Consider the following 22,323-nt stretch of genomic DNA (forward strand, 5'->3'; position numbering starts at 1 on the left):
GCTGTCACATTGATTTTTGAACATTCAAAATGTGTTAGTCTTTTAAAAAAGTTTGATGCAGTTTAACAATCTGGTATCCGGAAGCCAAAGTGCAATGATCCAATTTTTTACCTTGTTGTACGGGACATTGATACCAATGATAATTTTTATAAAATAACCCATAACCATCTTCTATATTACAGGATTTTTCTAAACTACCTGCAACTATTGGACATTTTTTATATATATTTTGTTTATTTATGAAAAAATAACCATCAGCAGGGGCGCAGTTGATAGTAACAACACCATTTTCCAGCCAGCATCGTTTATATTGGGCGACAGCTTTACAGGTAAACAGGATATTTAGGCTAATTCCAGCAATTATGGTTACAGCCAAAGAGCGCAGATGAAAGATCATTTATCTTTCCAGTTGAGTATTAATAGGTAAGTGATCGCAGTCATTATTGTAAGGACTGGTTTTAACCATTTTATAGGGCTATAGTTTTTTTTGAAAGATTTGAAAGAATAAATTTAAAAGGGCTTTCAAAATGAGTATAAAACAAAATAAATTAATTTTTATGGCCTGCTGCACTGCCTTGTTATTATCGATTGGTACAGCTAAAGCAATCGGTTTAAAGTTTTCCAATCCTCAGCCACATCAGAAAATTAAGGCTGGGAATCAAGAAATTCATTTGGTTTATGACCATGAATTTGATCCTTTCCGCAGTCGTTTGTTGTTGATAAATCAATCTGGACAACCTGATTTGATTCCCGCAACAACTGCTTTAAATCACAGGGAAGTTAAAACATCATATCCGTTAAAAGCGGGGCAATATATCTTGCAATGGCATGTTTGGAATTGGAAAGGGGAGGAAAGTACAGGTGAAATTCCTTTTGAGGCTGTTAATCCCTGATTTTGTTTATTCTATTGCCAATCGTAAACCTGCCCCAGCAGCAAGTGGGCAAAAAGGTAGAGCAATAGCAAAACATGCCCCGAGTAATTGAAGATTGGGTAGGAATGCGAGATTATTTAATTTTGCATCAATAAGCATGGTGCCAAAAATAAGGACGGGGGTTAACAAGGGAAAAGTTAATAAAGGGAGCAAAAAAGAGTTTTTCTTGGCTCCAAGGGCAATAGAATTTGTCATTCCCCCGACAAGAGATTGACAGGCGGTTCCAAGTGAAAGACTGATAATAAAAATGGGCAGGATTGATATGGGTAAGTTATATAAAACTGTTAAGGGGATACTGGCGCAGAGAAGAGGGATCCCTGTACATAACCAGTGGCCTGTCATTTTGGTGAAAGCCAAGGTAGAGGGAGATATTCCAAGCAAAAAAAATTGATCCAGGGATCCATCCTCATAATCTTGCTGGAATATGCGTTCCATAGGCAACAAAGCGGCCAATAGGGCGCAAACCCACAAAATGGCGGGGGCTATTTGCTGAAGTCTTTGAGGTTCTGGTCCAAGCGCAAGCGGGAAAAGAGTCGATGTCAAAATAAAAAACAGGATTGTTCCAACGGTATCACTGGCATGCCGGAAAGAAAGTAATATTTCTCGTTGTAAAAGAAGAATGAAAGGCATGGGAATGATCTCTTAATGTAAGGAAGGGAGTGAAAGATTAAGAGATCTTGCGTTGATCAACGGAAGATCTGTATGTGTACTGACTAAAATCATGCCACCGTTTTTTTGAAAGGAGGCAAATATTTCAGCAAGATTGATCATGTTTTCTCTATCCAACCCAACGGTTGGTTCATCTAGCAACCAAATTGTTGCAGGTTTAAGCAAAATGCGAGCCAGGGCTGTGCGACGTTTTTGACCAGCGGATAATAATCGAACGGGAGTATCAATTAAATGGTATAAATTAAATTTTTTCAAACAATCGTGAAGATTGGTTTTGTAAAATTTTGAATATAACTGCAGGTTCTCTCTCACAGTCATAATCGGTTTTAAGGCGTTTGAATGACCCAACCAGGCAATAGTTTGAAGATAATTTTCATAAGTTTCATGATGTTCAAAGATGTTTCTGGAGTTCCATAAAACATTACCTGAATCTGGTTTTCTGAACCCTGCGAGAATTCTTAATAACGTACTTTTGCCAACGCCATTTGGACCATGGATACAGAGACTTTCCCCTGCAGATAGAGAAAAATTGATATTGTTCAGGACCAGTTTTTCATTTCGAAATGTGGTTAGATTGACAATAGATACGGTCATGAAAAGGGTTTCAAAAATGATTTTAAGTTACAAAAGTACACTGTTTAGTGAAATTGTAAAAGCCCATGAATAATTGCTTTTATGATATTCAAGATATAATAAGTATAGTGTAATTGGCGAGATAACAAATATAAAATGTTGTTTATACACGATTATCTAACGACATAATTTAAGGATATCATTATGAAACTGATTGGTCAGGATAATTTAAAAACATGTAAAACGTTGGAAGTCGATGGAAAAACCTATCATTATTTTTCACTGGTTGAAGCAGAGAAAAAATTGGGTAATTTTCGTCGTTTACCAAATACCTTAAAAGTATTGCTGGAAAATGTTTTACGCTTTGAAAATGGTCAATCTTTTACGGTAGACAATGCCAAGGCAATTATAGGATGGCAAAAGAATCATCATAGCCAGTCCGAAGTGCCTTTTCGTCCTTCCCGTATTTTGATGCAGGATTTTACAGGGGTTCCAGCTGTTGTCGATTTGGCTGCCATGCGTGAAGGAATGACCCAGTTAAAAGGTGATCCGCAAAAGGTTAATCCATTAATTCCGGTAAATCTGGTGATTGATCATTCTGTAATGGTCGATAAATTTGGATCTGATGCGGCACTGAAAGAAAATATAACACTTGAATTTGAACGAAACGCTGAGCGGTATGCTTTTCTTCGTTGGGGACAAGAAGCGTTCAAAGGGTTTTCCGTTGTTCCACCTGATACTGGAATTTGTCATCAGGTTAATTTGGAACATATTGCCAAGGTTGTTTGGCTTCGTGATGAAGATGGAAAAACCTATGCCTATCCAGACACTCTTTTTGGAACAGATTCTCATACAACAATGGTCAACGGATTGGGTGTCCTTGGCTGGGGTGTTGGAGGTATCGAAGCTGAGGCAGCCATGTTGGGGCAACCGATTACAATGTTAATACCGGATGTTATCGGCTTCCGGTTAACAGGAAAATTGGCAAAAGGTGTAACTGCAACAGATCTTGTTCTGACGATTACACAGATGTTACGTAAGAAGGGTGTTGTTGGCAAGTTTGTTGAATTTTATGGTCCGGCTTTGGATCATTTACCACTTTATACACGGGCTACAATTGCAAACATGGCACCTGAATATGGCGCAACATGTGGGTTCTTCCCGGTTGACCAGCAAGCTTTGGATTACCTCAAATTAACCGGTCGTGACGATCATCAGATTAAGTTGGTGGAAGCTTACCTTAAAGCACAGGGTATGTTCCGTGAAGCGAATGCGGAAGAACCAGAATTTACTGATACTTTGGAACTGGATATTGGTAATGTTGTTCCCTCTATTTCAGGTCCTCGTCGTCCACAAGATCGTATCAGCCTCAGCGATGCAACCTCTGCATTCGTCAAAGAGCTGTCTTCAGGATTCCATGTTGAAGGTAAAGATCAAGATGTCGCTTGTGCCGTTGCCGGTAAAGATTTCAAACTCGAACATGGTTCAGTTGTAATTGCGGCAATTACTTCATGCACCAATACCTCTAATACGGAAGTGATGATTGCTGCTGGTTTATTGGCAAAAAAAGCACATGCTTTGGGATTGAAGCGGAAGCCTTGGGTTAAAACGTCTCTTGCGCCTGGTTCAAAAGTTGTTACTGAATATTTGGAAAAGGCCGGGTTAATTCCATCTCTTGATGCGCTTGGATTCAATATTGTTGGATATGGTTGTACAACCTGTATCGGAAATTCTGGTCCCTTGGCACCAGAAATTGTTGACACTATCGAAAATAACAATTTGGTGGCAACAGCGGTTCTTTCGGGAAACCGTAACTTTGAGGGACGTATTTCTCCAAACGTTCGCGCAAACTATCTGGCAAGTCCACCGTTGGTAGTCGCTTATGCTTTATTGGGAACCTTGCGTAAGGATATTACAAAGGATCCTATTGGTGTTTCCAAGGATGGTAAGGAAATTTATCTACATGATATTTGGCCTTCAACAGAGGAAATCAAAGAGGTAATGGCAGCAGCGATTACGCGTGAAGAATTCCGTAAGGGATATGATAATATCAGTAAAGGTACGGTTGAATGGCAGAGATTGGCTGTGGCAACTGGATCTCAGACTTATGATTGGGATTCAAAATCAACCTATGTTCGTAATCCTCCCTATTTTGAAGGAATGAAGCGGCATCCTGAAGCCCGTCATGATATTAAAGGGGCAAGAATATTGGCGTTATTAGGGGATAATGTTACAACAGATCATATATCTCCAGCTGGTTCCATTCGTAAAGATTCCCCTGCCGGCAGATATTTGACTGAACATGGAGTTAGGGTGGAGGACTTTAACTCGTATGGTTCACGTCGTGGTAATCATGAGGTCATGATGCGTGGCACTTTTGCCAATATCCGTATTCGTAATGAAATGGTTCCAGGAGTTGAAGGTGGATATAGTAAGCATTATCCTGATGGTAAGGAAGGGGCAATCTATGATGTTGCCATGGAATACCAAAAAGAAAATACACCATTGGTTGTTTTTGGCGGTAAAGAATACGGAATGGGTTCCTCCCGTGACTGGGCGGCAAAAGGTACGACGTTGTTGGGTGTAAAAGCCGTTATTGCTGAAAGTTTTGAACGTATTCATCGTTCTAATCTTGTTGGAATGGGTGTATTGCCACTCTTATTTGAAGAGGGTACAACACGTAAAACGTTGGGATTGAAGGGTGATGAAAAAATCGATATTTTGGGTATAGAAACTTTAAAACCGCGTCAAAAAATGATTATGAGAATAACTCGCAGTGATGGTTCACATCAGGATATTCCTGTAATCTGTCGTGTTGATACACAAGAAGAGGTAGAATATTATCGTAATGGTGGCATTTTACCTTATGTTCTCAGACTAATGGCCTAAGTCTTAAAATCCGTTTTAAAGTGTAAGTGACCTGTTTATTTGTTAAACAGGTCACTTTTCATTTGTAATATGTCCAAACATAACGTGTCATTATCATGGAATTATAAATATTTGGATTTGTTACTTGTAAAGCATTTATAAGATTGTTAAATTAATACAAAATTGTCTTCCGTTTGATGTGGGGGGTGGCCTTAGTCGGCCGCCTTTTTTATTTTGGAATCCGTAGAAAATATTTCTGATTTACGTATTGAACAACGTGTTATCGCTTTGGTTGAACCCATTTTGATTGATATGGGATATGAGTTGGTTAGAGTGGCTTTGTTGGGCAAACAAGCTTTGACCTTACAGATTATGGTGGATCGGGCTGATGGTAGTCTGATTAATGTTGAGGATTGTGAACAGATCAGTCATGCTGTAAGTGCTGTAATGGATGTTCATGATCCTATGGAAGGTGCCTGGACATTGGAGGTTTCCTCCGCCGGAATCGATCGTCCCTTGGTGCGCGTAAAAGATTGGAACCGTTTTGCGGGTCATCTTGCCAAAGTGGAAATGATGATTCCAATTGAAGGCAGAAGACGCTTTTCCGGGATTGCCCTGGGAGCGGATGAACAGAATGCGCGTATGCGTTTAGATACAGGTTCTGAAGTTGAATTGCCTTTGTCAGAAATACGCAAGGCTAAATTGGTGCTGACTGATTCTTTAATTGATGCATGCAGTCATATGGTCAATGTTTTATCTGGGTCGGAAACCGAATAAAGCATAAGTGAAAATAAAATCAAAACCGGTTTAATCCGGTACAATAGATTGTGAGGTTAAAATGGATACGTCTGTTGCTCGTCCTGAATTGTTATTGGTTGCTGATGCTGTTGCTCGTGAAAAAGCCATTAGCCGGGAAGAGATTCTCGAAGCGATGGAACAGGCCATTCAAAAGGCTGGACGCGCTAAATATGGTCATGAAAAAGACATTCGTGCTATAATTGATCGTAAGACGGGAGAGGTGCGCCTTTCCCGATGGACAGAAGTCGTGGAGGAAGTTGAAAATGAGGCTTCACAAATTCCATATAAAATTGCGCTCAAGATACAGCCTGATATTAAGATTGGTGAATATCTTATTGATCCATTGCCACCCATAGATTTTGGCCGTATCGCTGCACAGACTGCAAAGCAGGTTATCGTGCAACGTGTTCGTGAATGTGAACGGAATCGTCAATATGAGGATTTCAAGGATCGTATTGGTGAAATTGTGAACGGAACAGTGAAACGAACTGAATATGGCAATCTGTTGGTGGAAATTGGCAGTGTCGAAGCTTTGTTAAGGCGTGATGAATTGATTCCAAGAGAAAACTTTCGGAATTCAGAGCGTGTAAGAGCCTATATTTGTGATGTCCGTAAGGAGCCACGTGGTCCACAGATCTTTTTATCTAGGACGCACCCCGCATTTTTGGCGAAATTGTTTGCACAGGAAGTGCCTGAAATCTATGATGGTATTATCGAGATTAAGGCAGTCGCCAGAGATCCGGGTTCCCGAGCGAAAATGGCTGTTATTTCAAAAGACAGTACCATTGATCCTGTTGGTGCTTGTGTTGGGGTCAGGGGGTCTCGCGTACAAGCTGTAGTACAGGAATTGCAAGGGGAAAAAATTGATATCATTCCTTGGAGCGGTCAGGCGGCCACCTTTGTCGTGAATGCCTTGGCACCGGCGGAAGTTACAAAAGTTGTCATGGATGAGGAAGCTGGGCGTGTGGAGGTTGTGGTTCCAGATGATCAATTGAGTTTAGCTATTGGACGTCGTGGACAAAATGTTCGTTTGGCCAGTCAATTGACACGATGGGACATTGATATTCTGACCGAAACAGAAGAATCAGATCGTAGACAAGAAGAATTCCGTCGCAGATCCGCTATTTTTGCCGAAGAGCTGGATGTTGATGATGTGATTGCCGGCCTGTTGGTTACAGAAGGTTTTCATACTATTGAGGAGCTTGCTTTTGCCGATCCCCAGGAATTGGCTGAAATTGAAGGTTTTGATGCAAATATCGCGCAAGAGCTTGTCCAGAGGGCAGAAGAATGTTTGGAAAAACAACATCGTTCTCTGGATGAGAAAAGGCAGGCTCTTGGGGTTTCGGATGAGCTTGTGGAACTTGATTGCTTTACACAACAAATGTTGATCTTATTGGGTGAAAAAGGGGTGAAAACGCTCGATGATTTAGCTGACCTTGCCAGTGATGAACTGATCGAGATTCTTGGTGCAGATGCAATTGATGAAGAAACAGCCAATGCAATTATTATGCAGGCCAGAGAACATTGGTTTGAAGAAGAGGGAAGCGAGGAAAGTCAAGATAAAGAATAAAATTTGATAATGATATTTAAATGATTAGGCTTCATGGGAGGCCTAATCATTTTGATTTATTATTTTCTTTTAATTTTGAATAGTTTACGCTAATGAATAAAAGGCCTGATAGCTCGGCGAATCGTCAACGTTTCTGTGTGGTTACAAGGGAAAGAGATGATCCTGAAAATTTAATTCGTTTTGTTTTGTCGCCAGATGGATATATTGTTCCAGATTTGACAGAACGGCTTCCTGGAAGAGGGATGTGGTTGAAAGCCGATAAAAATATCATACATAAGGCGATAGAAATGCGTTCGTTCTCACGTGCAATGCAATGTCAGGTTACGGTTCCGGAAAATTTGGTGTCAATAATTAGGGATGGTTTGCGGAATAAAATTAAGGATACATTTGGTTTTGCGAGACGTGCTGGACAGATTACGTATGGTTTTGTAAAAGTAAGAGAAAAGATTTCTCAGAATATTGCTGGATTGATTATACAGGCTATAGATGGTAGTGAAGAAGAAAAAAAGCGTATATTATCAGGAACGGGTCTTTTACCTGTCATGGCAGTTTTTACGGCAAAAGAATTGGGAATGATTTTTGGTCGAGAATATATAGTTCATGCAGCAATTTACAGGGGACCGTTTGTAAAACAAATTCTTTTTGATAATAAACGGTTATCAGGAATAATAAATTAGGGTATAAATCGATGGAATAAGTCAACCCATCGAAAATGGATTTAAGAACAGGCAGGTATATGAGCGAAGGCAACGATCAAGAACAAGGACAGGGTAAAAAACGTTTATCTTTACGTTCATCAGTAAAAAGGGACGTGGGGCAGACTGTCGATGCCGGATCTATTAGGCAAAGTTTTAGCCATGGACGCAGCAAGGTTGTCCAGGTTGAAGTACGTAAAAAGCGTAGTGCGCCTGGCAGTAAGGAAAAACAGGTTAATAGTGTCCGTAAACCTGCGGCAAAAAAAGCATCTGCTGGTTCGAGTAAACGCTCCTTGACAGCTGCAGAATTAGCCATCAGACAGCGTGTTCTGGAAGAACAAAAGCTTGAACAGCAGCGTAAAAATCTTGAACGTCAAGAACAGGAAAAAATATCTATTCTTTCAGAAGCGGAGAGATTACGTAAAAAACAGGAAGAAGAGAAAGTTCTAGCCAAGGCTCAGGCAGAGGCTGAAAAGGCTGCGCAGGAAGAAGGCAAGGAAACTGTTGAGCAGGGAAAAATTGCTGTATCTGAGACAGAAGAAGAATCTAGAAAAACTATAAAATCCAAAAAAACGAAAACTGCATCTGAACCTCCATTACGTCGGGTCAAGGTTTCCAAAGTTCCTATTCCTGGTGAAATTACCTTGGCACCAGAACCTGTTCCTGTGGAACCTTTGGCAAAAAGGGCTATTTTGCCTGAAAAACCTGTGGTGAGTGAGTCTGTTAAGAATGGAGAATCCGTTTCTGGTAAAACCTCAGTAAAAAATTCAGGTGAATCTGTTCTTAATGTCAAAACATCTGAAAAAGACGGAAAAATAAATAAGAAATCTGTTGAATCTTCACGCAGGATTAATGTTCAGGATGATATCGATTCTGATGAAGGGGATGGTCGTCGTGGTTCATCCCGTCGTGGAAGCGGTGTAAATCGTAAAAGCAGTAGTCGAGGCAAGGGGGATGGTCGTCGTTCTGGTAAAATAGATATTCAGGCAGCGATTGAGGGCGAGGATGATAATAAAGTTCGTTCGTTGGCTTCGGTACGTCGTCAAAGAGAACGTGAACGCCGTCAAGCAGAGTTGGAGAAATTACGTACGGATCAGGTAAAGGTTGTTCGTGATGTCACTCTTCCAGAAACAATTACCGTACAAGAACTTGCCAATCGTATGGCGGCACGTCAAGGAGTCGTTATTAAAGCTCTGATGAAAATGGGTGTGATGGCAACAGTTAATCAGTCATTGGATGCAGACACGGCCGAATTGATTATCGAGGAATTTGGTCATCGTGTGCATAGGGTTGCCGATAGTGATGTTGAACTTGGTATTGAAGGTGTAGAGGATAAGGATGAGGATAAATTGCCCCGTCCACCTGTTGTAGCGGTGATGGGACATGTTGATCATGGTAAAACCTCTTTGCTGGATGCTCTGCGGACAACGGATATTGCGCATAAGGAGGCTGGTGGGATTACCCAGCATATTGGCGCCTATCAGGTTAGAATGCAGTCAGGTGCTAAAATCACCTTTTTAGATACGCCTGGTCATGAGGCATTCACAGCGATGCGTTCCAGGGGAGCGTCAGTGACGGATATCGTGGTGCTTGTTGTTGCTGCGGATGATGGGGTCATGCCTCAGACAATTGAGGCAATTAAACATGCTAAAGCTGCAAATGTTCCAATTATTGTCGCTATTAATAAATGTGATTTGCCTGGAGCCAATCCTGACCGTGTAAGACAGGAGCTTTTGAATCATGAAATTGTCGTTGAGAAAATGGGGGGTGATACTCAGGATGTTGAAGTTTCGGCTAAAAAACATATCGGTTTGGACAAACTGGAAGAAGCAATCATTTTGCTGGCTGAATTGTTGGAATTAAAAGCAAACCCGAATAGAGTGGCAGAGGGTGCTGTTATTGAAAGCCGTTTGGACAAGGGACGTGGACCTGTTGCGACTTTATTGGTTCAGAAAGGAACCTTGAATAAAGGAGATGTTATTGTCGCTGGTTCTGAATGGGGTCGTGTTCGTGCGATGCTGGATGATAAAAGCAAGAATATGAAAAAAGCTGGACCTTCCACACCCGTAGAGCTTTTGGGTTTAACGGGTGTACCTCGTGCTGGTGAGCCTTTTGTTGTTGTGGATAATGAAAGTAAAGCTCGTGAAATTTCTGAATTTAGGCAACGTAAGGCTCGTGAAAAACAGGCAGCGGTTAGAATGGCTGCACGTGGAACCTTGGATCAGATGCTTGCGCGTATTCAAGCAAATGAGCAAAAAGAAATTGCTGTCTTAATCAAGGCTGATGTTCAGGGATCTGCTGAGGCTATTCAGGCAACAGTTCAGAAACTTGAACATGAGGAAATTAAAGTTCGCGTTTTATCCGCAACAGTTGGTCAGATTACGGAAAGTGATGTTCAACTTGCCAAAGCATCACAGGCTATCATTATTGCCTTTAATGTAAGAGCAACAACGCAGGCTAGAGAACTTGCACAGCATGAAGGTGTTGATATTCATTACTATTCAATTATTTATCAGGTGGTTGATGATATTGAACAGATTATTAAAGGACGTATTGCACCAAAACAGCGTGAGAAATTCTTGGGTTATGCAGAAATTCGTAAAGTCTTTACCATTAGTAAAACTGGTAAGGTTGCAGGATGTTACGTAACACAGGGCGTGGTTCGTCGAGGCTGCGGTGTTCGGTTGTTGCGTGACAATGTTGTTATTCATCAGGGTAATTTAAGCCAGCTTAAACGTTTCAAGGATGATGTCAAAGAAGTGGCACATGATTATGAATGTGGACTTTCTTTTGCAGGATACAATGACTTGCGAGAGGGAGACGTTGTTGAATGTTATGAAATTGAAACAGTACAGGCTTGATGGATAAATTTATAGTAACTGGGAAGGATTTTTTGAAAAAGGATTCAAAAGGCCCTTCTCAACGGCGATTGCGCGTTGCTGAAGAAATCAGGCATATTTTGGCAGATTTATTCATCCGGATAGAATTTCGTGTGCCTGAACTTCAGGGACAGAAATTTACAGTAACGGAAGTGCGCATGACACCTGATTTGCGTCATGCAATTGTATATATTTCTCACTTAGGGAAAAGTGATGTAGGGGATTTTTTACCTGCGTTAAAACGAGTTGCACCTTATTTGAGAAATCAGTTGTCACAAAAAATTAGACTTAAATTTTTACCTGATTTGAGATTTCAGCCTGATACAACTTTGGACTATGCAGCTAAGATTGATGCAGTGCTGAATAGTCCGGAAGTTTTGAGAGACCTTGAAAAAGAAAATCAATAATCAAGTTAGTATAAAGGATTTTTACTGATTTGATTAACCAGTTGGATTAATAGAGCCTGTTCTATTTTGATTACATCACTGTCAGAAGCAATGGAACCCGATGCAAAAAAGGTTCCTTTTTGTTTGTTGATGGGTAGATGTTCATTTCTGGGAATAATGGACCAATCAGCTTCCAAGATTGCTGAGCCATTTTGATTCCCCAGATTTTGTACATCCAAGTGGCTGATATTGATCAGGATCTGACTTGTTGGCATACCAACCTGTCTTTGATTGGTTATGAATAGAGTTGGATTTTTTACGGATAGCAAATGTGTAACATAATCGGTTACGGCAATGGATAAAACGCTACTCATTCTTCCGTTGACACTATGATGAAGACTGCTGTTTTCTCGGGTAACAATATCGGTTGTGTCAAGGTAATCCGGTACTGTGATCGGTGTAATGATAATAGTGGGGGAAGTTTCAGAATATTGTGTAATTTTGTTTGTCGACTGATTTATAATATTTTCATTGAAAGTGTAATATTTAAGAGGGGGAGCACTGCATCCCCCGAGAATAAATAAGGTACTTAATGAGGATAAAGCGATGAATTTATTCATTGTTTTCGACCAATCAGTAATAATTTAGGATTACGTTCTATTTCCCGCGAAAATCCTCGAAGTGAAGTGGAAGCATCAGCAAGGTTCTTCAGGATAATTTCAAGATTGTTTCGTGAAGGTGAACGGGATGAGGTAAGCGTTTTCACATTATCAATCATTTCTGATGCTGATGACACGGCTTTGTTTGAATTGTTTAATAGAATGTGAAGCTCTTTTCCGCGTGAACGAAGTTGGACATCTCCATCAACAAGCAATTTATTAAAGTTCTTCAATAAACCATCTATGTTTTTGTTGATATGAGTCACCAGAATATTTGTACTATCTGATGTTTTCTTGACGCTATTAATAAGATCAGGAGTTTGTTTGTTTAAAGTTTCGGCAAGTTGTCCTATTTTTTGTGCAGTGTCATTTAGGTTTCTGGAAAGTTGTTCAAGTTGTAGATTCATTAATTCGGATTTGATTTTTTGAAACGTAGAGGGACGGGAAGGTATTTCTGTAAGATTTTTTGCAATCACAGGATGAAAGTGAGGGATATTCTGCAAATCAAAATCAAGAAAAATATTGGACGTACCGGTAACGAAACTTTCTGTGCTAATTTCTGCACAAAGTCCATTTTCTATCATTTTTTCCAATAGTTTTTTAAAATTATTATATTTATATCCTATGCGGATTTTTCTGGGATCAATATTGATTACTACAGGGATATAGGCTTTGTGACTGCCTTGATCGAATTGGAGATTAATGGAATCAACGGTTCCTACCTGTACTCCTCTGAACGTAACAGGCGCTCCAATGGATAATCCTGATATTGAGCTTGGAAAAACGATTATGGCATGCTCTTTTTTTGAAAAAAGATTAAAATTACTGAAAAAAATAACAGCACAAAGAGCAAGAATTATTCCTCCCAATACAAAAGCCCCGATTGTGGTTTGTTTATTAATGGTCATCTTTGTTCTTCTTTCTCTTCTGCATTTTCATAACGTTGTCTATGCATAAAATCGTATACCAATTGACAGGATGGATGATCGTGCATTTCTTGTGGTGAACCATGGGCAAGGGGTGTCTTTGATTCCGCGTCAAGGAATATACCATCATCTGCAATTGTAAATAAACTTGATAATTCGTGACTGACTATGATGATTGTGGTTCCCAATCCATTTCGTAAGGTGAGAATTAAATCATCAAGTCTCTTAGAAGTGATGGGATCAAGTCCGGCTGAGGGTTCATCAAAAAATAGGATTTCTGGATCAAGGGCAAGAGCTCTAGCCAAGCCACACCGTTTTCTCATTCCTCCGCTTAATTCAGAGGGATACAGGTTAATGGCATATTCCATTCCAACCAGCCCCAGTTTTAATTCTACCAATCGATGAATCATTTCTGGAGAAAGGTTGGTAAAAAGTTGCAATGGAAGCGCAACATTTTCACCTACTGTCATAGAGCTCCATAGAGCAGCATTTTGAAACAAAATACCAAAATTATGCGCGATTTTTATGCGATGTTTTCTCGAAACTCTCCAGTAATTTTCATTCTTGACAAGATAATCACCCGCTATTGGTTCTAAAAGCCCTATCATGGATTTAAGAAGTGTACTTTTTCCACATCCACTACCACCCATTAGGGCAAAAATGCTGCCTTGCTTAACGTCAAAATTAATGTTTTTCTGGATAACCTTTGTACCGTAACCAATGGTGAGATTTTTAACGGATAGAAGTATATTGCTGGATTGGTTACTCATTATTTATATTCCAATCATATCAGCAATAACGGCAAATATGGCATCAATAGCGATCACCCCTACAATGCCAGTAACCACAGCTTTGGTCGCAGCCAAGCCGACATCAACCGCACTTCGTCCTGATTTTAACCCGATGTAACAGCTGCTTACCCCTATAAATATTGCAAATGAAATGGTTTTGAGACCACCAAACACAAATTGGTTGAAAGCAACCGCTCCGAAACTTTGTTGTAAAAATCCTATGATTGAAACTTTTAACATGAAAATGGAAACAATCAATCCGCCAAGAATTCCCATAAAACAGCCATAAAGATATAAAATCGGCATGGTGATTACAAGTGAGAGCATTGATGGAAGAATAAGATATTCCATAATGGAAACACCCATGACTTTTAACGCATCGATTTCCTCATTGCCCTGCATTGTTGAAATACGGGCTGCATAGGCCCCACCTGTTCGGCCTGAAATAACAATAGCACTCATGACGGCAGCCATTTCCCGAACAGTTGCAATGCTGACCAAGTTTGCCACATAAGCGTCAGCTGCAAACCTGCGTAATTGTACCGCACCGACAAAACCAAGAATTGCCCCGACTAGAAAATTAACAACACTGATGATTAAGAGGGCAGACGGACCAGCGTTCTGGACATCAGAAATCAAATCCACAATTCGCATGTAAGAACGGCCGGTGAGGGATTTTAAAATACCAATAATAACTTCCTTAAGCATCTGGACAGTTATGCCAAGATTGGTCAGTCCGTTGATAGTCCATTCACCAATCATATATAACGGACGAAAGGGAGATGAATGTTTAACAGGTGCCTCATCTTTGCTTTCATGCAAGAGGGAAAGAAGTTCTTGTGCGGAAGCAGGCAGATCCTTGTCAGAGAATTTTATGGAATGTTTGGTGGCCTGACATTTGATATCCCAAAGAAAGACAATCAATCCACTATCCCAGTTTTTAAGATTTCTAGCATCAAAATAAAGCGTTTGATGAGCAGGGATCCTTTCTAGATTTTTTGGAGAAAATCGGGGAATGTTATTGTTTTTTGCTAACCATTGCCCACTTAAGGAAATAACATAATGATTTTCTTGCTGCTCTAGTTTCCACTGAGGCTGCTGATCTGAATTTATATCGCTCATGCTTTGTCTGAATAATGTTGAATAATTTTATTTCATAAAATTATACTAAAAAGGTAAATATATAAAACATTATATACTTATATGAAATGTAGGTGAATTTATTATCATTTTAATTTTTTATATAATATGGTTTTTTTTGTAAAAAGTAACTATGTAAAAAAGAGAAGTATTGGTAATATAAAAGTTACTTTTCAGAGAAGTAGGATTTTTGATTGATTGATGCATACAAAACGTAAACAGAAGTTGGATGGATGGCTTCTTGTTGATAAACCATTAAATGTGACATCTGCTTACGTTGTAAATAGGGTGAAATATGCTTTTAATGCCTGTAAGGTAGGGCATAGTGGTACCTTGGATCCATTGGCGACAGGGTTGTTACCCATCGCTTTTGGCCAGGCAACCAAAACAATCCCTTACATTATGGATAAGACAAAAGTTTATCATTTTGAACTTACTTTTGGAGAATCTCGTACAACGGATGATGCTGAAGGTGAGGTTCTTGACCATTCAGAGTTCAGACCGGGTGATGAACAAATCAATAAGGCTTTACAGTCCTTTCAAGGAGAAATATATCAGGTACCTCCTATCTACTCAGCGGTAAAGGTGCAAGGTAGACGTTCTTATGACTTAGCACGTCAAGGGGAAAAACCTCAACTAAAAGAACGGTTGGCACGTATTGATTCTTTTCGAATGATAGAACGGATTGATAAAGATCGTGCAAAGTTTGAAGTTGTTTCTGGTAAAGGCGTTTATATGCGTTCTTTAGCCAGGGATTTGGCGGTTGCCTGTAATACAATTGGTTATGTTTCTGAATTACGCCGCCTTCGCGTGGGTCCATTTGATATTGCAAATGCTTTTTTACTGGACAAAATCGTTGAAAATGGCAAAAAAGGAGTTGTTTCTTTAGATATGCTTCTTCCCGTTCAAACTGCGCTGGACGACATCCCGGCTCTAGCTGTGACTGAAGAGGAGGCTGAATCCCTGAATCTTGGCAAATCTATTGATCTGACCGAGATACGGAATCGTTTTGCACTGGATGTGAATTCATATGATGGTATTGTTCGTGCAATGAAAAAGGAGCATTTTATAGGATTGTGCCATTTAAACAATAAATGGCTGCGTCCTGTTCGTATTTTTAATATTTAAATTGATGAAAGGATATACGATGTCGATTACACCGGATCGTCGTACCCAGCTAATTAAAGAATACCAAACCAAAGAAAATGATACAGGGTCTCCTGAGGTTCAGATTGCTTTGTTAACAGAAAGAATTAATAATTTAACTGAACATATGAAAGAACACGCCAAGGATTTTCATTCCCGGCGTGGGTTATTGAAATTGGTTGGTCAACGTCGTCGTTTGCTGGCCTACATCAGTCGGGTTAATAAAAGCCGTTATGAAAACCTGATCAAGCGTTTAGGTTTGCGTCGTTAAAAAATAAAGACTGGTTTATCTATTAAACCAGTCTTTATTTTATAAATTAAGAATATTGAGTATATTATAATCAAAACAGGAAAGTTTTTTGAAATCCAGCTTTACAGCGTTTCAGGCCACATGGTGTGAAAATAACAAAATATAAATGCTCCATGCCGTCCGAAACGCTGTTATTTACAGCATTGAATGTAATGATGGTTAAAAAAATTTTCTTGCGTATAACTTCATAGGATAAAAAATGTTTAAATATTATCGTAAGGAAATTGAATGGGGGGGACGTCCTCTTATTCTGGAAACAGGTAAAATAGCGCGTCAGGCAGATGGTGCAGTGATGGCCACTTATGGCGGGACTACAGTATTATGTACAGCTGTTGGAAATAAGAAAGCCAATCCAGATCAGGATTTCTTTCCATTAACCGTGCATTATCAGGAAAAGGCTTTTGCAGTTGGAAAAATTCCTGGCGGTTTTTTCAAACGTGAGGGGCGCGCTTCTGAAATCGAAACATTGATCTCTCGACTTATTGATCGGCCTATTCGTCCATTATTTCCTGATAATTTTTGTAATGAAGTGCAGGTTATAGCGACTGTTTTAAGTCATGATATGGAAAATGATCCTGCCATTGTTGCCATGATTGGCTGTTCTGCAGCGCTGACCCTGTCCGGTATTCCTTTCTTTGGACCGATTGCGGGTTGCCGGGTTGGATATATTGATAATGAATATGTTCTAAATCCGGTTTTGGCGGAGATGGATCAAACCAAATTGGACTTGGTTGTGGCGGGTACTTCCGAAGGGGTTCTGATGGTTGAATCCGAAGCCCAGGAATTAAGTGAAGAAGTAATGTTGGGGGCTGTTAATTTTGGTCACGAGGCCTGTCAGCCTGTTATTGATGCAATTATCGCTTTGGCCGAGCATGCTGCCCGTCAACCTTGGGAATTGTCTGAACCTACTGCAGAAGAGAAGAAATTAAAAACTCGTATTGACAAGATTGGACGCAAACCTTTGGCGGAAGCTTATAAGGAAAAGGAAAAGCAAAAACGTTACACTTTACTGGATGCGGCACGTACCAAAATTATTGATAAGCTTGTTGAGGAAGAATTTGATACAGCCAAGGCGGGTTCCTTGATTGATAAATTGGAAGCCGATATTGTTCGTAATTCAGTGTTAAAGACAGGATTGCGGATTGACGGACGTGATTTAACCACGATTCGACCCATTATCAGTGAGGTTGGTGTTTTACCTAGAACACACGGATCCGCTCTTTTTACCCGGGGTGAAACGCAAGCTCTGGTTGTGACAACTTTAGGTACAACTCAAGATGAACAGGTTGTGGATGCGTTAGAAGGGGAATATCGTTCTAATTTCATGTTGCATTATAATTTTCCTCCTTATTCTGTGGGGGAATGTGGACGGTTGGGTTCACCTGGGCGTCGTGAAATTGGTCATGGAAAACTGGCATGGAGAGCTATTCATCCTCTGTTGCCAAGCAAGGAAAAATTTCCATATACCATGCGTGTAGTTTCTGAAATTACGGAAAGTAACGGTTCGTCCTCTATGGCTACGGTTTGTGGAACCTCTTTATCCCTGATGGATGCAGGTGTGCCACTGGAACGTCCTGTAGCGGGAATTGCCATGGGATTGATCAAGGAGAAAAAGGGTGTTGCTGTATTGAGTGATATCCTTGGTGATGAAGATCATCTGGGAGATATGGATTTTAAAGTTGCTGGTACTGAAGTTGGTGTCACCGCTTTACAAATGGATATTAAAATTACATCCATTACACCAGCAATTATGGAACAGGCCTTGGAACAGGCTCGTGAAGGAAGAATTCATATTTTGGGTGAAATGGCAAAAGCCTTGACAGAAAGCCGTAATGACATTGCAGAGAATGCACCACATGTCATCATTATGAATGTGCCCAAGGAAAAGATCAGGGATATTATTGGATCTGGCGGTAAAACAATTCGTGAAATTGTTGAATATGCAGGTTGTAAAATTGATATTGATGATGATGGTACAATACAAATTGCTGTTACATCGAATGAACAGGCGGAAAAAGCCAAGGAGCGTATCAATGCAATCATTGCTGAACCAGAAGTTGGCCGCATTTATACAGGAAAAGTTGTAAAGGTTGCCGATTTCGGAGCATTTGTCAATTTTATGGGGGCTCGTGACGGGCTGGTTCATATTTCTGAATTATCAGCCGGGCGTGTCGGTCGTACAAGTGACGTTGTCAAAATGGGGGATACTGTCAAGGTAAAGGTTGTAGGTTTTGATGATCGAGGAAAAATCAAGCTTTCCATGCGTGAGGTAGATCAGGAAACAGGTGCTGACATCAGTGAAGTCGTTGGAGTCAAAAACAGCTCGTCATCTCGTAATCGCAATGATAACCAGTCCAAACGCTCATAGGTTTTTATGTGTATCATTTTTTCAATAAAAAGATGATTCTTGATTTTTTTATTGGAATAAATATAAGTGGGCTATTCAAAGTTTTTTTTGGTTTAGATTGTTTAGTCCACTGCATATAGAGCAGGAGTAATAATGAAAGCAGTTAATTCAATTCGTATGGGAAATAAAGAAGTCCTCCCTTTGATTGAAGGGGGTAAAGGGGTTTCTGTTTCTACAGGAGTATCTGCTGGTCATTGGTCTGCTGCGGGTGGAATTGGAACCATTTCCATTGTAAATGCTGATAGTTATGATGAAAATGGCAATGTTATTCCCCAGATCTATCATGCAAAAACACGGCGTGAACGACATGAAGAACTCATTCAATATGCAATTAAGGGCGGAATAACCCAAATAAGGGTTGCCCGTGATATTGCGGGGCCAAAAGTGCCTCTTCATGTCAATATTATGTGGGAAATGGCAGCAAGTGAACTGATTGCATCTCAGGTTTTGGAACAATCAAAAGGTTTGATTAATGGTGTTACCTGTGGAGCGGGAATGCCCTATCGTTTATCAGAAATTGCTGCAAAACATGCATTATATTACTATCCCATTGTTTCCTCTGGACGTGCTTTCAATGCGTTATGGCGTCGATCTTATAGAAAAACGCCAGAATGGCTTGGTGGGGTGGTTTATGAAGATCCATGGAGGGCTGGGGGGCATAATGGGTTATCAAATAGTGAAAATCCATTAGAACCGCAGGATCCTTTTCCACGCGTTGTAGAGTTGAGAAGAGTCATGCGCCAATATGGACTGGATCATGTTCCAATCATTATGGCAGGTAATGTCTGGTGGCTTTCTGAATGGGAAGATTGGATTGATAATCCAGGTTTGGGTATGATTGCATTTCAGTTCGGTACAAGACCTTTGTTAACGAGGGAAAGCCAAATCCCTCAAGCTTGGAAAGATCGTTTGCGGACATTGAAAAAAGGTGATGTATATCTTAATCATTTCTCTCCTACAGGTTTTTATTCATCGGCAGTTCAAAATAGTTTTCTTAATGAATTGAAGGAACGGTCTCAAAGGCAAGTTCCTTTTTCAAGGGAAGCTACAGAAATGATGAATGTTCCATATGAATATGGGGCTAGAAAACGTTTGATTTATGTTACCCAGACGAGTTTTGAAAATATTAAGAAATGGGAAAGCGAGGGATTTACTCAGCCTCTCCGAACTCCAGATCATACATTCATTTTTGTAACTCCTGAAAAAGCAGGAGAGATACAACAGGATCAGAATAACTGCATGGGATGCCTGTCAATGTGCCAGTTTTCAAATTGGTCACAGGTTGGTCCCAGTTATACGACAGGAAATCGACCCGATCCCCGCTCTTTTTGTATCCAGAAAACATTACAGGCAATAGCTCATGCAAATGGTCCTGACGCAAAGGAGGTGGTTGATCATAATTTGATGTTTAGTGGAACCACAGGGTGGCGATTTGGATCTGACCCATTTTATGATAATGGGTTTATTCCAACAGTTAAACAGTTGGTTGATCGAATTATAACCGGATATTAATGATAAAATTATCCAGTATCGAATGTTAAATTCTAAATTACTGTTCAAATAATTTAGAATTTTTTGGATTAAACTAGTTTTTAAAAAACTATTGAATATTTGTTAAAATATTATCTGGCAATTTGCGATAACAAATTATTGGTACAGACTTCTGCATCAAATAAAGCTGTCGAATTAACAAAAGGTCTTGGTAAAATATAAGTATAAAATTTACTGCCTTCAGTGGGAACTCCTAGAGCATAAATAGACTTGATTATCTGATTGTTTTGATTGATCAAATTGAAGTTTGCATTGACATTAAATTCTCCTAGAGCATAATTGCCAATATGGAATTGACAGCCTATATTGTTTTTCAGGATATTTTGAAAAAGAATGTCTTTGCTTTCTTTTGCAATGGGTGCATTGACCATGGCAACAATATAATAATCAGCACGAATGACTTCGTTAAATTGTGTTGTTAGGTAAAAGCTTTCCTTTTTTTCTTCTACTTTAACATTCGGTCCCAAATCTATGCGCAATATGTTGGCCTTGATTAAAGCGATCATTTGTTGAATCCTCTCAAGAGGTGGACCAACACAAATTCGGATCATGATAGGTTTAAATACTTCATTGAACCAGATAGCACTTTTTTCCGACAGGCCACAATGGTCAACGGTTAATCTGATCCAATCACGTACATCCCTTAAAATATCAGTGCTTGCCTTGGTGGGATTGTCTATATTGCCCTGTAAAGCGTTATGTATATCTTCCTGTAAATAGTTTAAAAGCCAGTTATGAAATTCTTCCTGACTTTTGAAGGAAGTATGGGCAAGCGGATCGCTAATTTTTTCCCATGAGAATCTTTCTTTTTCATCAGGGATATAGGCTTTTACAATCGCGTTTCTTTGTGATTTGTTTCTTAGATAGTCATTAAGGAAATTATAAGCCTTGATTATGTCCTGATTTTTGAGGTAGGTAAAACTGTAAACACATTCCATTTCTTCAATCAATAACGGTAGATAATCTTTTTCAAAATCATTTTTTTTATTGTTTTTTAACTCAATTATTTTTTCTTTGGTAAAAATTTGGGGCTTGTATTGTTCTCTTAATTCTTTTTGCGTTATCCCCCGTGCATTCAAGGGTAATCCTGATCTGGAAAAAGCTATAATTTTAGGTTCTTTTCCAGAGGGTTGATAGATTAGGTGATCTTTTTCCTTAATGAATTTCCCTCCTCTGTCTTCAGTCAATTTGGAAATAACGTCAAATGTGGTCAAGCCAAGTCCCTGTATTGCAACGGTTTCTTTATTCGTAATGATATGGTCTAATTTTTCCAAAGGATAAGCATATATTTTTTTCTTATTTGGAAATTCGCAATTTTGGGTATCGTGACCGGTGGTTATACAAATAATATCAGATGAGTAAGTATTATTTTTCGTAACGATACTCCATTTTTTTTTATCACTGCCGAAAATGTTTATAACTTTTTCCTGTATTTTGATGATCTGAAGGTTTTGTACCTTGATAGAACATAAATAATTAAAGACCCAGCATAGGTATTCGCCAAGATCCTTTCGTGAATAATAGTTTAAAGGGTTGATTGTTTTATTTTGTGATTTATATTTGATTTTTAACCATTCATAAAAGGTTGGTCCCCGGATTGCATATTTGTAGTTTTTAACCGTATCATCAGGGAAAACAGTAATCTGACTGCAAATAGTGTTAACTAATAAATTTTCTGATTGATTGATATCATGACAACCGGCACCATAATCTTTATTTTCGTTAAATAGTTGTAAAATAATCTGCTTATCTTTTAGTTTCTCATCCCAAATACAATGGGATATAATTCTTTCAAGTACGTTGAGGCCTCTTGATCCCAATCCTATTATAGATATTTTAATCTTATTATAATCATTATTCATAATTTTTTCTTCTATTAATATATTAATATTTTTAAATAAAATTAATGCATTATTAATATAATTATTATTATATAATAAATAACACATTGAAACGAAATATAATACAAATTAAAATAACTAATAAAGTTATAATTTAATTGGTTTTATTAAGAAGTATATTA

The 22,323-nt window shown here is 39.2% G+C and carries 18 protein-coding genes and 2 pseudogenes; 12 read left to right on the plus strand and 8 right to left on the minus strand.

Annotation, left to right across the window (positions count from 1 at the left end; genetic code table 11):
* Window positions 1-34: 34 nt before the first annotated feature.
* Window positions 35-397, minus strand: a complete 363-nt coding sequence (locus tag H3T44_RS07005; protein ID WP_198196727.1) for a hypothetical protein — start codon at window positions 395-397, stop codon at window positions 35-37.
* Window positions 398-527: 130 nt separating this feature from the next.
* Between H3T44_RS07005 and H3T44_RS07010 the strand changes: the two genes are divergently transcribed.
* Window positions 528-893 carry a copper resistance protein CopC gene (locus H3T44_RS07010; RefSeq protein WP_198196728.1) on the plus strand — a complete coding sequence of 122 codons (366 nt, stop codon included), beginning with the start codon at window positions 528-530 and terminating at the stop codon, window positions 891-893.
* Between the two features lie 6 nt (window positions 894-899).
* Here H3T44_RS07010 and ccmB read toward each other — a convergent pair whose 3' ends face one another.
* Both ccmB and ccmA read right to left on the minus strand, forming a co-directional pair.
* The gene (ccmB, locus tag H3T44_RS07015; protein ID WP_232347558.1) at window positions 900-1,562 is read right to left on the minus strand and encodes a heme exporter protein CcmB; all 663 of its coding nucleotides are present in this window, start codon (window positions 1,560-1,562) and stop codon (window positions 900-902) included.
* Between the two features lie 12 nt (window positions 1,563-1,574).
* Window positions 1,575-2,195, minus strand: a complete 621-nt coding sequence (gene ccmA / locus H3T44_RS07020; protein WP_155566047.1) for a heme ABC exporter ATP-binding protein CcmA — start codon at window positions 2,193-2,195, stop codon at window positions 1,575-1,577.
* A 183-nt stretch (window positions 2,196-2,378) separates the two neighbouring features.
* On the opposite strand from ccmA, the gene acnA reads away from it, so the two are divergent.
* From acnA to rbfA, 7 genes and pseudogenes are all read left to right on the plus strand, one after another.
* Window positions 2,379-5,063, plus strand: a complete 2,685-nt coding sequence (gene acnA / locus H3T44_RS07025; protein ID WP_198196729.1) for an aconitate hydratase AcnA — start codon at window positions 2,379-2,381, stop codon at window positions 5,061-5,063.
* Window positions 5,064-5,354: 291 nt separating this feature from the next.
* A complete protein-coding gene (gene rimP, locus H3T44_RS07030) occupies window positions 5,355-5,819 on the plus strand; it encodes a ribosome maturation factor RimP (protein ID WP_370552740.1) in 465 nt (154 codons plus the stop codon).
* A gap of 61 nt (window positions 5,820-5,880) precedes the next feature.
* Window positions 5,881-7,410 (plus strand): transcription termination factor NusA, encoded by a 1,530-nt coding sequence (gene nusA, locus H3T44_RS07035; protein WP_155572340.1) that lies wholly within the window; start codon window positions 5,881-5,883, stop codon window positions 7,408-7,410.
* A 92-nt stretch (window positions 7,411-7,502) separates the two neighbouring features.
* Window positions 7,503-8,087, plus strand: coding sequence for an RNA-binding protein (locus H3T44_RS07040; protein ID WP_155568583.1), 585 nt, complete (start codon window positions 7,503-7,505; stop codon window positions 8,085-8,087).
* Window positions 8,088-8,146: 59 nt separating this feature from the next.
* Window positions 8,147-8,804 (plus strand): annotated as a pseudogene (locus H3T44_RS09235) (translation initiation factor IF-2 associated domain-containing protein); the annotation flags it as partial.
* A gap of 185 nt (window positions 8,805-8,989) precedes the next feature.
* Window positions 8,990-10,966: pseudogene (gene infB, locus H3T44_RS07045) on the plus strand (translation initiation factor IF-2); the annotation flags it as partial.
* Complete coding sequence (rbfA, locus tag H3T44_RS07050; RefSeq protein WP_155568581.1) at window positions 10,966-11,391, plus strand: 30S ribosome-binding factor RbfA; 426 nt, start codon at window positions 10,966-10,968, stop codon at window positions 11,389-11,391. The pseudogene infB and the gene rbfA, both read left to right, overlap by 1 nt.
* 5 nt (window positions 11,392-11,396) lie before the next feature.
* Here the strand turns inward: rbfA and H3T44_RS07055 are convergent, their stop codons facing one another.
* Genes H3T44_RS07055 through H3T44_RS07070 form a run of 4 tightly spaced genes read right to left on the minus strand, consistent with a single transcriptional unit; the run spans window position 11,397 to window position 14,868 of the window.
* The gene (locus H3T44_RS07055; RefSeq protein ID WP_198196730.1) at window positions 11,397-11,990 is read right to left on the minus strand and encodes a membrane integrity-associated transporter subunit PqiC; all 594 of its coding nucleotides are present in this window, start codon (window positions 11,988-11,990) and stop codon (window positions 11,397-11,399) included.
* Entirely contained in the window at window positions 11,987-12,937 is a 951-nt protein-coding gene (locus H3T44_RS07060) for an MlaD family protein (protein ID WP_198196731.1), read from the minus strand. The genes H3T44_RS07055 and H3T44_RS07060 overlap by 4 nt, the downstream gene beginning before the upstream one ends.
* Window positions 12,934-13,725 carry an ABC transporter ATP-binding protein gene (locus tag H3T44_RS07065; RefSeq protein ID WP_122124115.1) on the minus strand — a complete coding sequence of 264 codons (792 nt, stop codon included), beginning with the start codon at window positions 13,723-13,725 and terminating at the stop codon, window positions 12,934-12,936. Before H3T44_RS07065 ends, H3T44_RS07060 begins: the two co-directional genes overlap by 4 nt.
* A 3-nt stretch (window positions 13,726-13,728) precedes the next feature.
* Window positions 13,729-14,868, minus strand: coding sequence for an ABC transporter permease (locus tag H3T44_RS07070; protein ID WP_110439103.1), 1,140 nt, complete (start codon window positions 14,866-14,868; stop codon window positions 13,729-13,731).
* A gap of 219 nt (window positions 14,869-15,087) precedes the next feature.
* Between H3T44_RS07070 and truB the strand changes: the two genes are divergently transcribed.
* The 4 genes from truB (at window position 15,088) to H3T44_RS07090 (ending at window position 20,261) form a co-directional block, all read left to right on the plus strand.
* Complete coding sequence (truB, locus tag H3T44_RS07075) at window positions 15,088-16,014, plus strand: tRNA pseudouridine(55) synthase TruB (RefSeq protein WP_198196732.1); 927 nt, start codon at window positions 15,088-15,090, stop codon at window positions 16,012-16,014.
* 19 nt (window positions 16,015-16,033) lie between these two features.
* The gene (gene rpsO / locus H3T44_RS07080; protein WP_110439101.1) at window positions 16,034-16,303 is read left to right on the plus strand and encodes a 30S ribosomal protein S15; all 270 of its coding nucleotides are present in this window, start codon (window positions 16,034-16,036) and stop codon (window positions 16,301-16,303) included.
* Between the two features lie 238 nt (window positions 16,304-16,541).
* Window positions 16,542-18,710, plus strand: a complete 2,169-nt coding sequence (gene pnp / locus H3T44_RS07085) for a polyribonucleotide nucleotidyltransferase (protein WP_198185035.1) — start codon at window positions 16,542-16,544, stop codon at window positions 18,708-18,710.
* A 132-nt stretch (window positions 18,711-18,842) separates the two neighbouring features.
* The gene (locus H3T44_RS07090) at window positions 18,843-20,261 is read left to right on the plus strand and encodes a nitronate monooxygenase family protein (RefSeq protein ID WP_198196733.1); all 1,419 of its coding nucleotides are present in this window, start codon (window positions 18,843-18,845) and stop codon (window positions 20,259-20,261) included.
* Between the two features lie 110 nt (window positions 20,262-20,371).
* Here H3T44_RS07090 and H3T44_RS07095 read toward each other — a convergent pair whose 3' ends face one another.
* Window positions 20,372-22,162 carry an FAD/NAD(P)-binding protein gene (locus tag H3T44_RS07095; protein ID WP_198196734.1) on the minus strand — a complete coding sequence of 597 codons (1,791 nt, stop codon included), beginning with the start codon at window positions 22,160-22,162 and terminating at the stop codon, window positions 20,372-20,374.
* Window positions 22,163-22,323: the final 161 nt, after the last annotated feature.

The sequence above is a fragment of the Commensalibacter sp. M0355 genome (genome assembly GCF_016101365.1).
GTDB classification, from domain to species: Bacteria; Pseudomonadota; Alphaproteobacteria; order Acetobacterales; family Acetobacteraceae; genus Commensalibacter; species Commensalibacter melissae.

Coding starts and splice junctions, on each gene's coding strand:
- H3T44_RS07005 (WP_198196727.1), bottom strand. CDS start 397: ATGATCTTTCATCTGCGCTCTTTGGCTGTAACCATAATTGCTGGAATT.
- H3T44_RS07010 (WP_198196728.1), top strand. CDS start 528: ATGAGTATAAAACAAAATAAATTAATTTTTATGGCCTGCTGCACTGCC.
- ccmB (WP_232347558.1), bottom strand. CDS start 1,562: ATGCCTTTCATTCTTCTTTTACAACGAGAAATATTACTTTCTTTCCGG.
- ccmA (WP_155566047.1), bottom strand. CDS start 2,195: ATGACCGTATCTATTGTCAATCTAACCACATTTCGAAATGAAAAACTG.
- acnA (WP_198196729.1), top strand. CDS start 2,379: ATGAAACTGATTGGTCAGGATAATTTAAAAACATGTAAAACGTTGGAA.
- rimP (WP_370552740.1), top strand. CDS start 5,355: ATGGGATATGAGTTGGTTAGAGTGGCTTTGTTGGGCAAACAAGCTTTG.
- nusA (WP_155572340.1), top strand. CDS start 5,881: ATGGATACGTCTGTTGCTCGTCCTGAATTGTTATTGGTTGCTGATGCT.
- H3T44_RS07040 (WP_155568583.1), top strand. CDS start 7,503: ATGAATAAAAGGCCTGATAGCTCGGCGAATCGTCAACGTTTCTGTGTG.
- rbfA (WP_155568581.1), top strand. CDS start 10,966: ATGGATAAATTTATAGTAACTGGGAAGGATTTTTTGAAAAAGGATTCA.
- H3T44_RS07055 (WP_198196730.1), bottom strand. CDS start 11,990: ATGAATAAATTCATCGCTTTATCCTCATTAAGTACCTTATTTATTCTC.
- H3T44_RS07060 (WP_198196731.1), bottom strand. CDS start 12,937: ATGACCATTAATAAACAAACCACAATCGGGGCTTTTGTATTGGGAGGA.
- H3T44_RS07065 (WP_122124115.1), bottom strand. CDS start 13,725: ATGAGTAACCAATCCAGCAATATACTTCTATCCGTTAAAAATCTCACC.
- H3T44_RS07070 (WP_110439103.1), bottom strand. CDS start 14,868: ATGAGCGATATAAATTCAGATCAGCAGCCTCAGTGGAAACTAGAGCAG.
- truB (WP_198196732.1), top strand. CDS start 15,088: ATGCATACAAAACGTAAACAGAAGTTGGATGGATGGCTTCTTGTTGAT.
- rpsO (WP_110439101.1), top strand. CDS start 16,034: ATGTCGATTACACCGGATCGTCGTACCCAGCTAATTAAAGAATACCAA.
- pnp (WP_198185035.1), top strand. CDS start 16,542: ATGTTTAAATATTATCGTAAGGAAATTGAATGGGGGGGACGTCCTCTT.
- H3T44_RS07090 (WP_198196733.1), top strand. CDS start 18,843: ATGAAAGCAGTTAATTCAATTCGTATGGGAAATAAAGAAGTCCTCCCT.
- H3T44_RS07095 (WP_198196734.1), bottom strand. CDS start 22,162: ATGAATAATGATTATAATAAGATTAAAATATCTATAATAGGATTGGGA.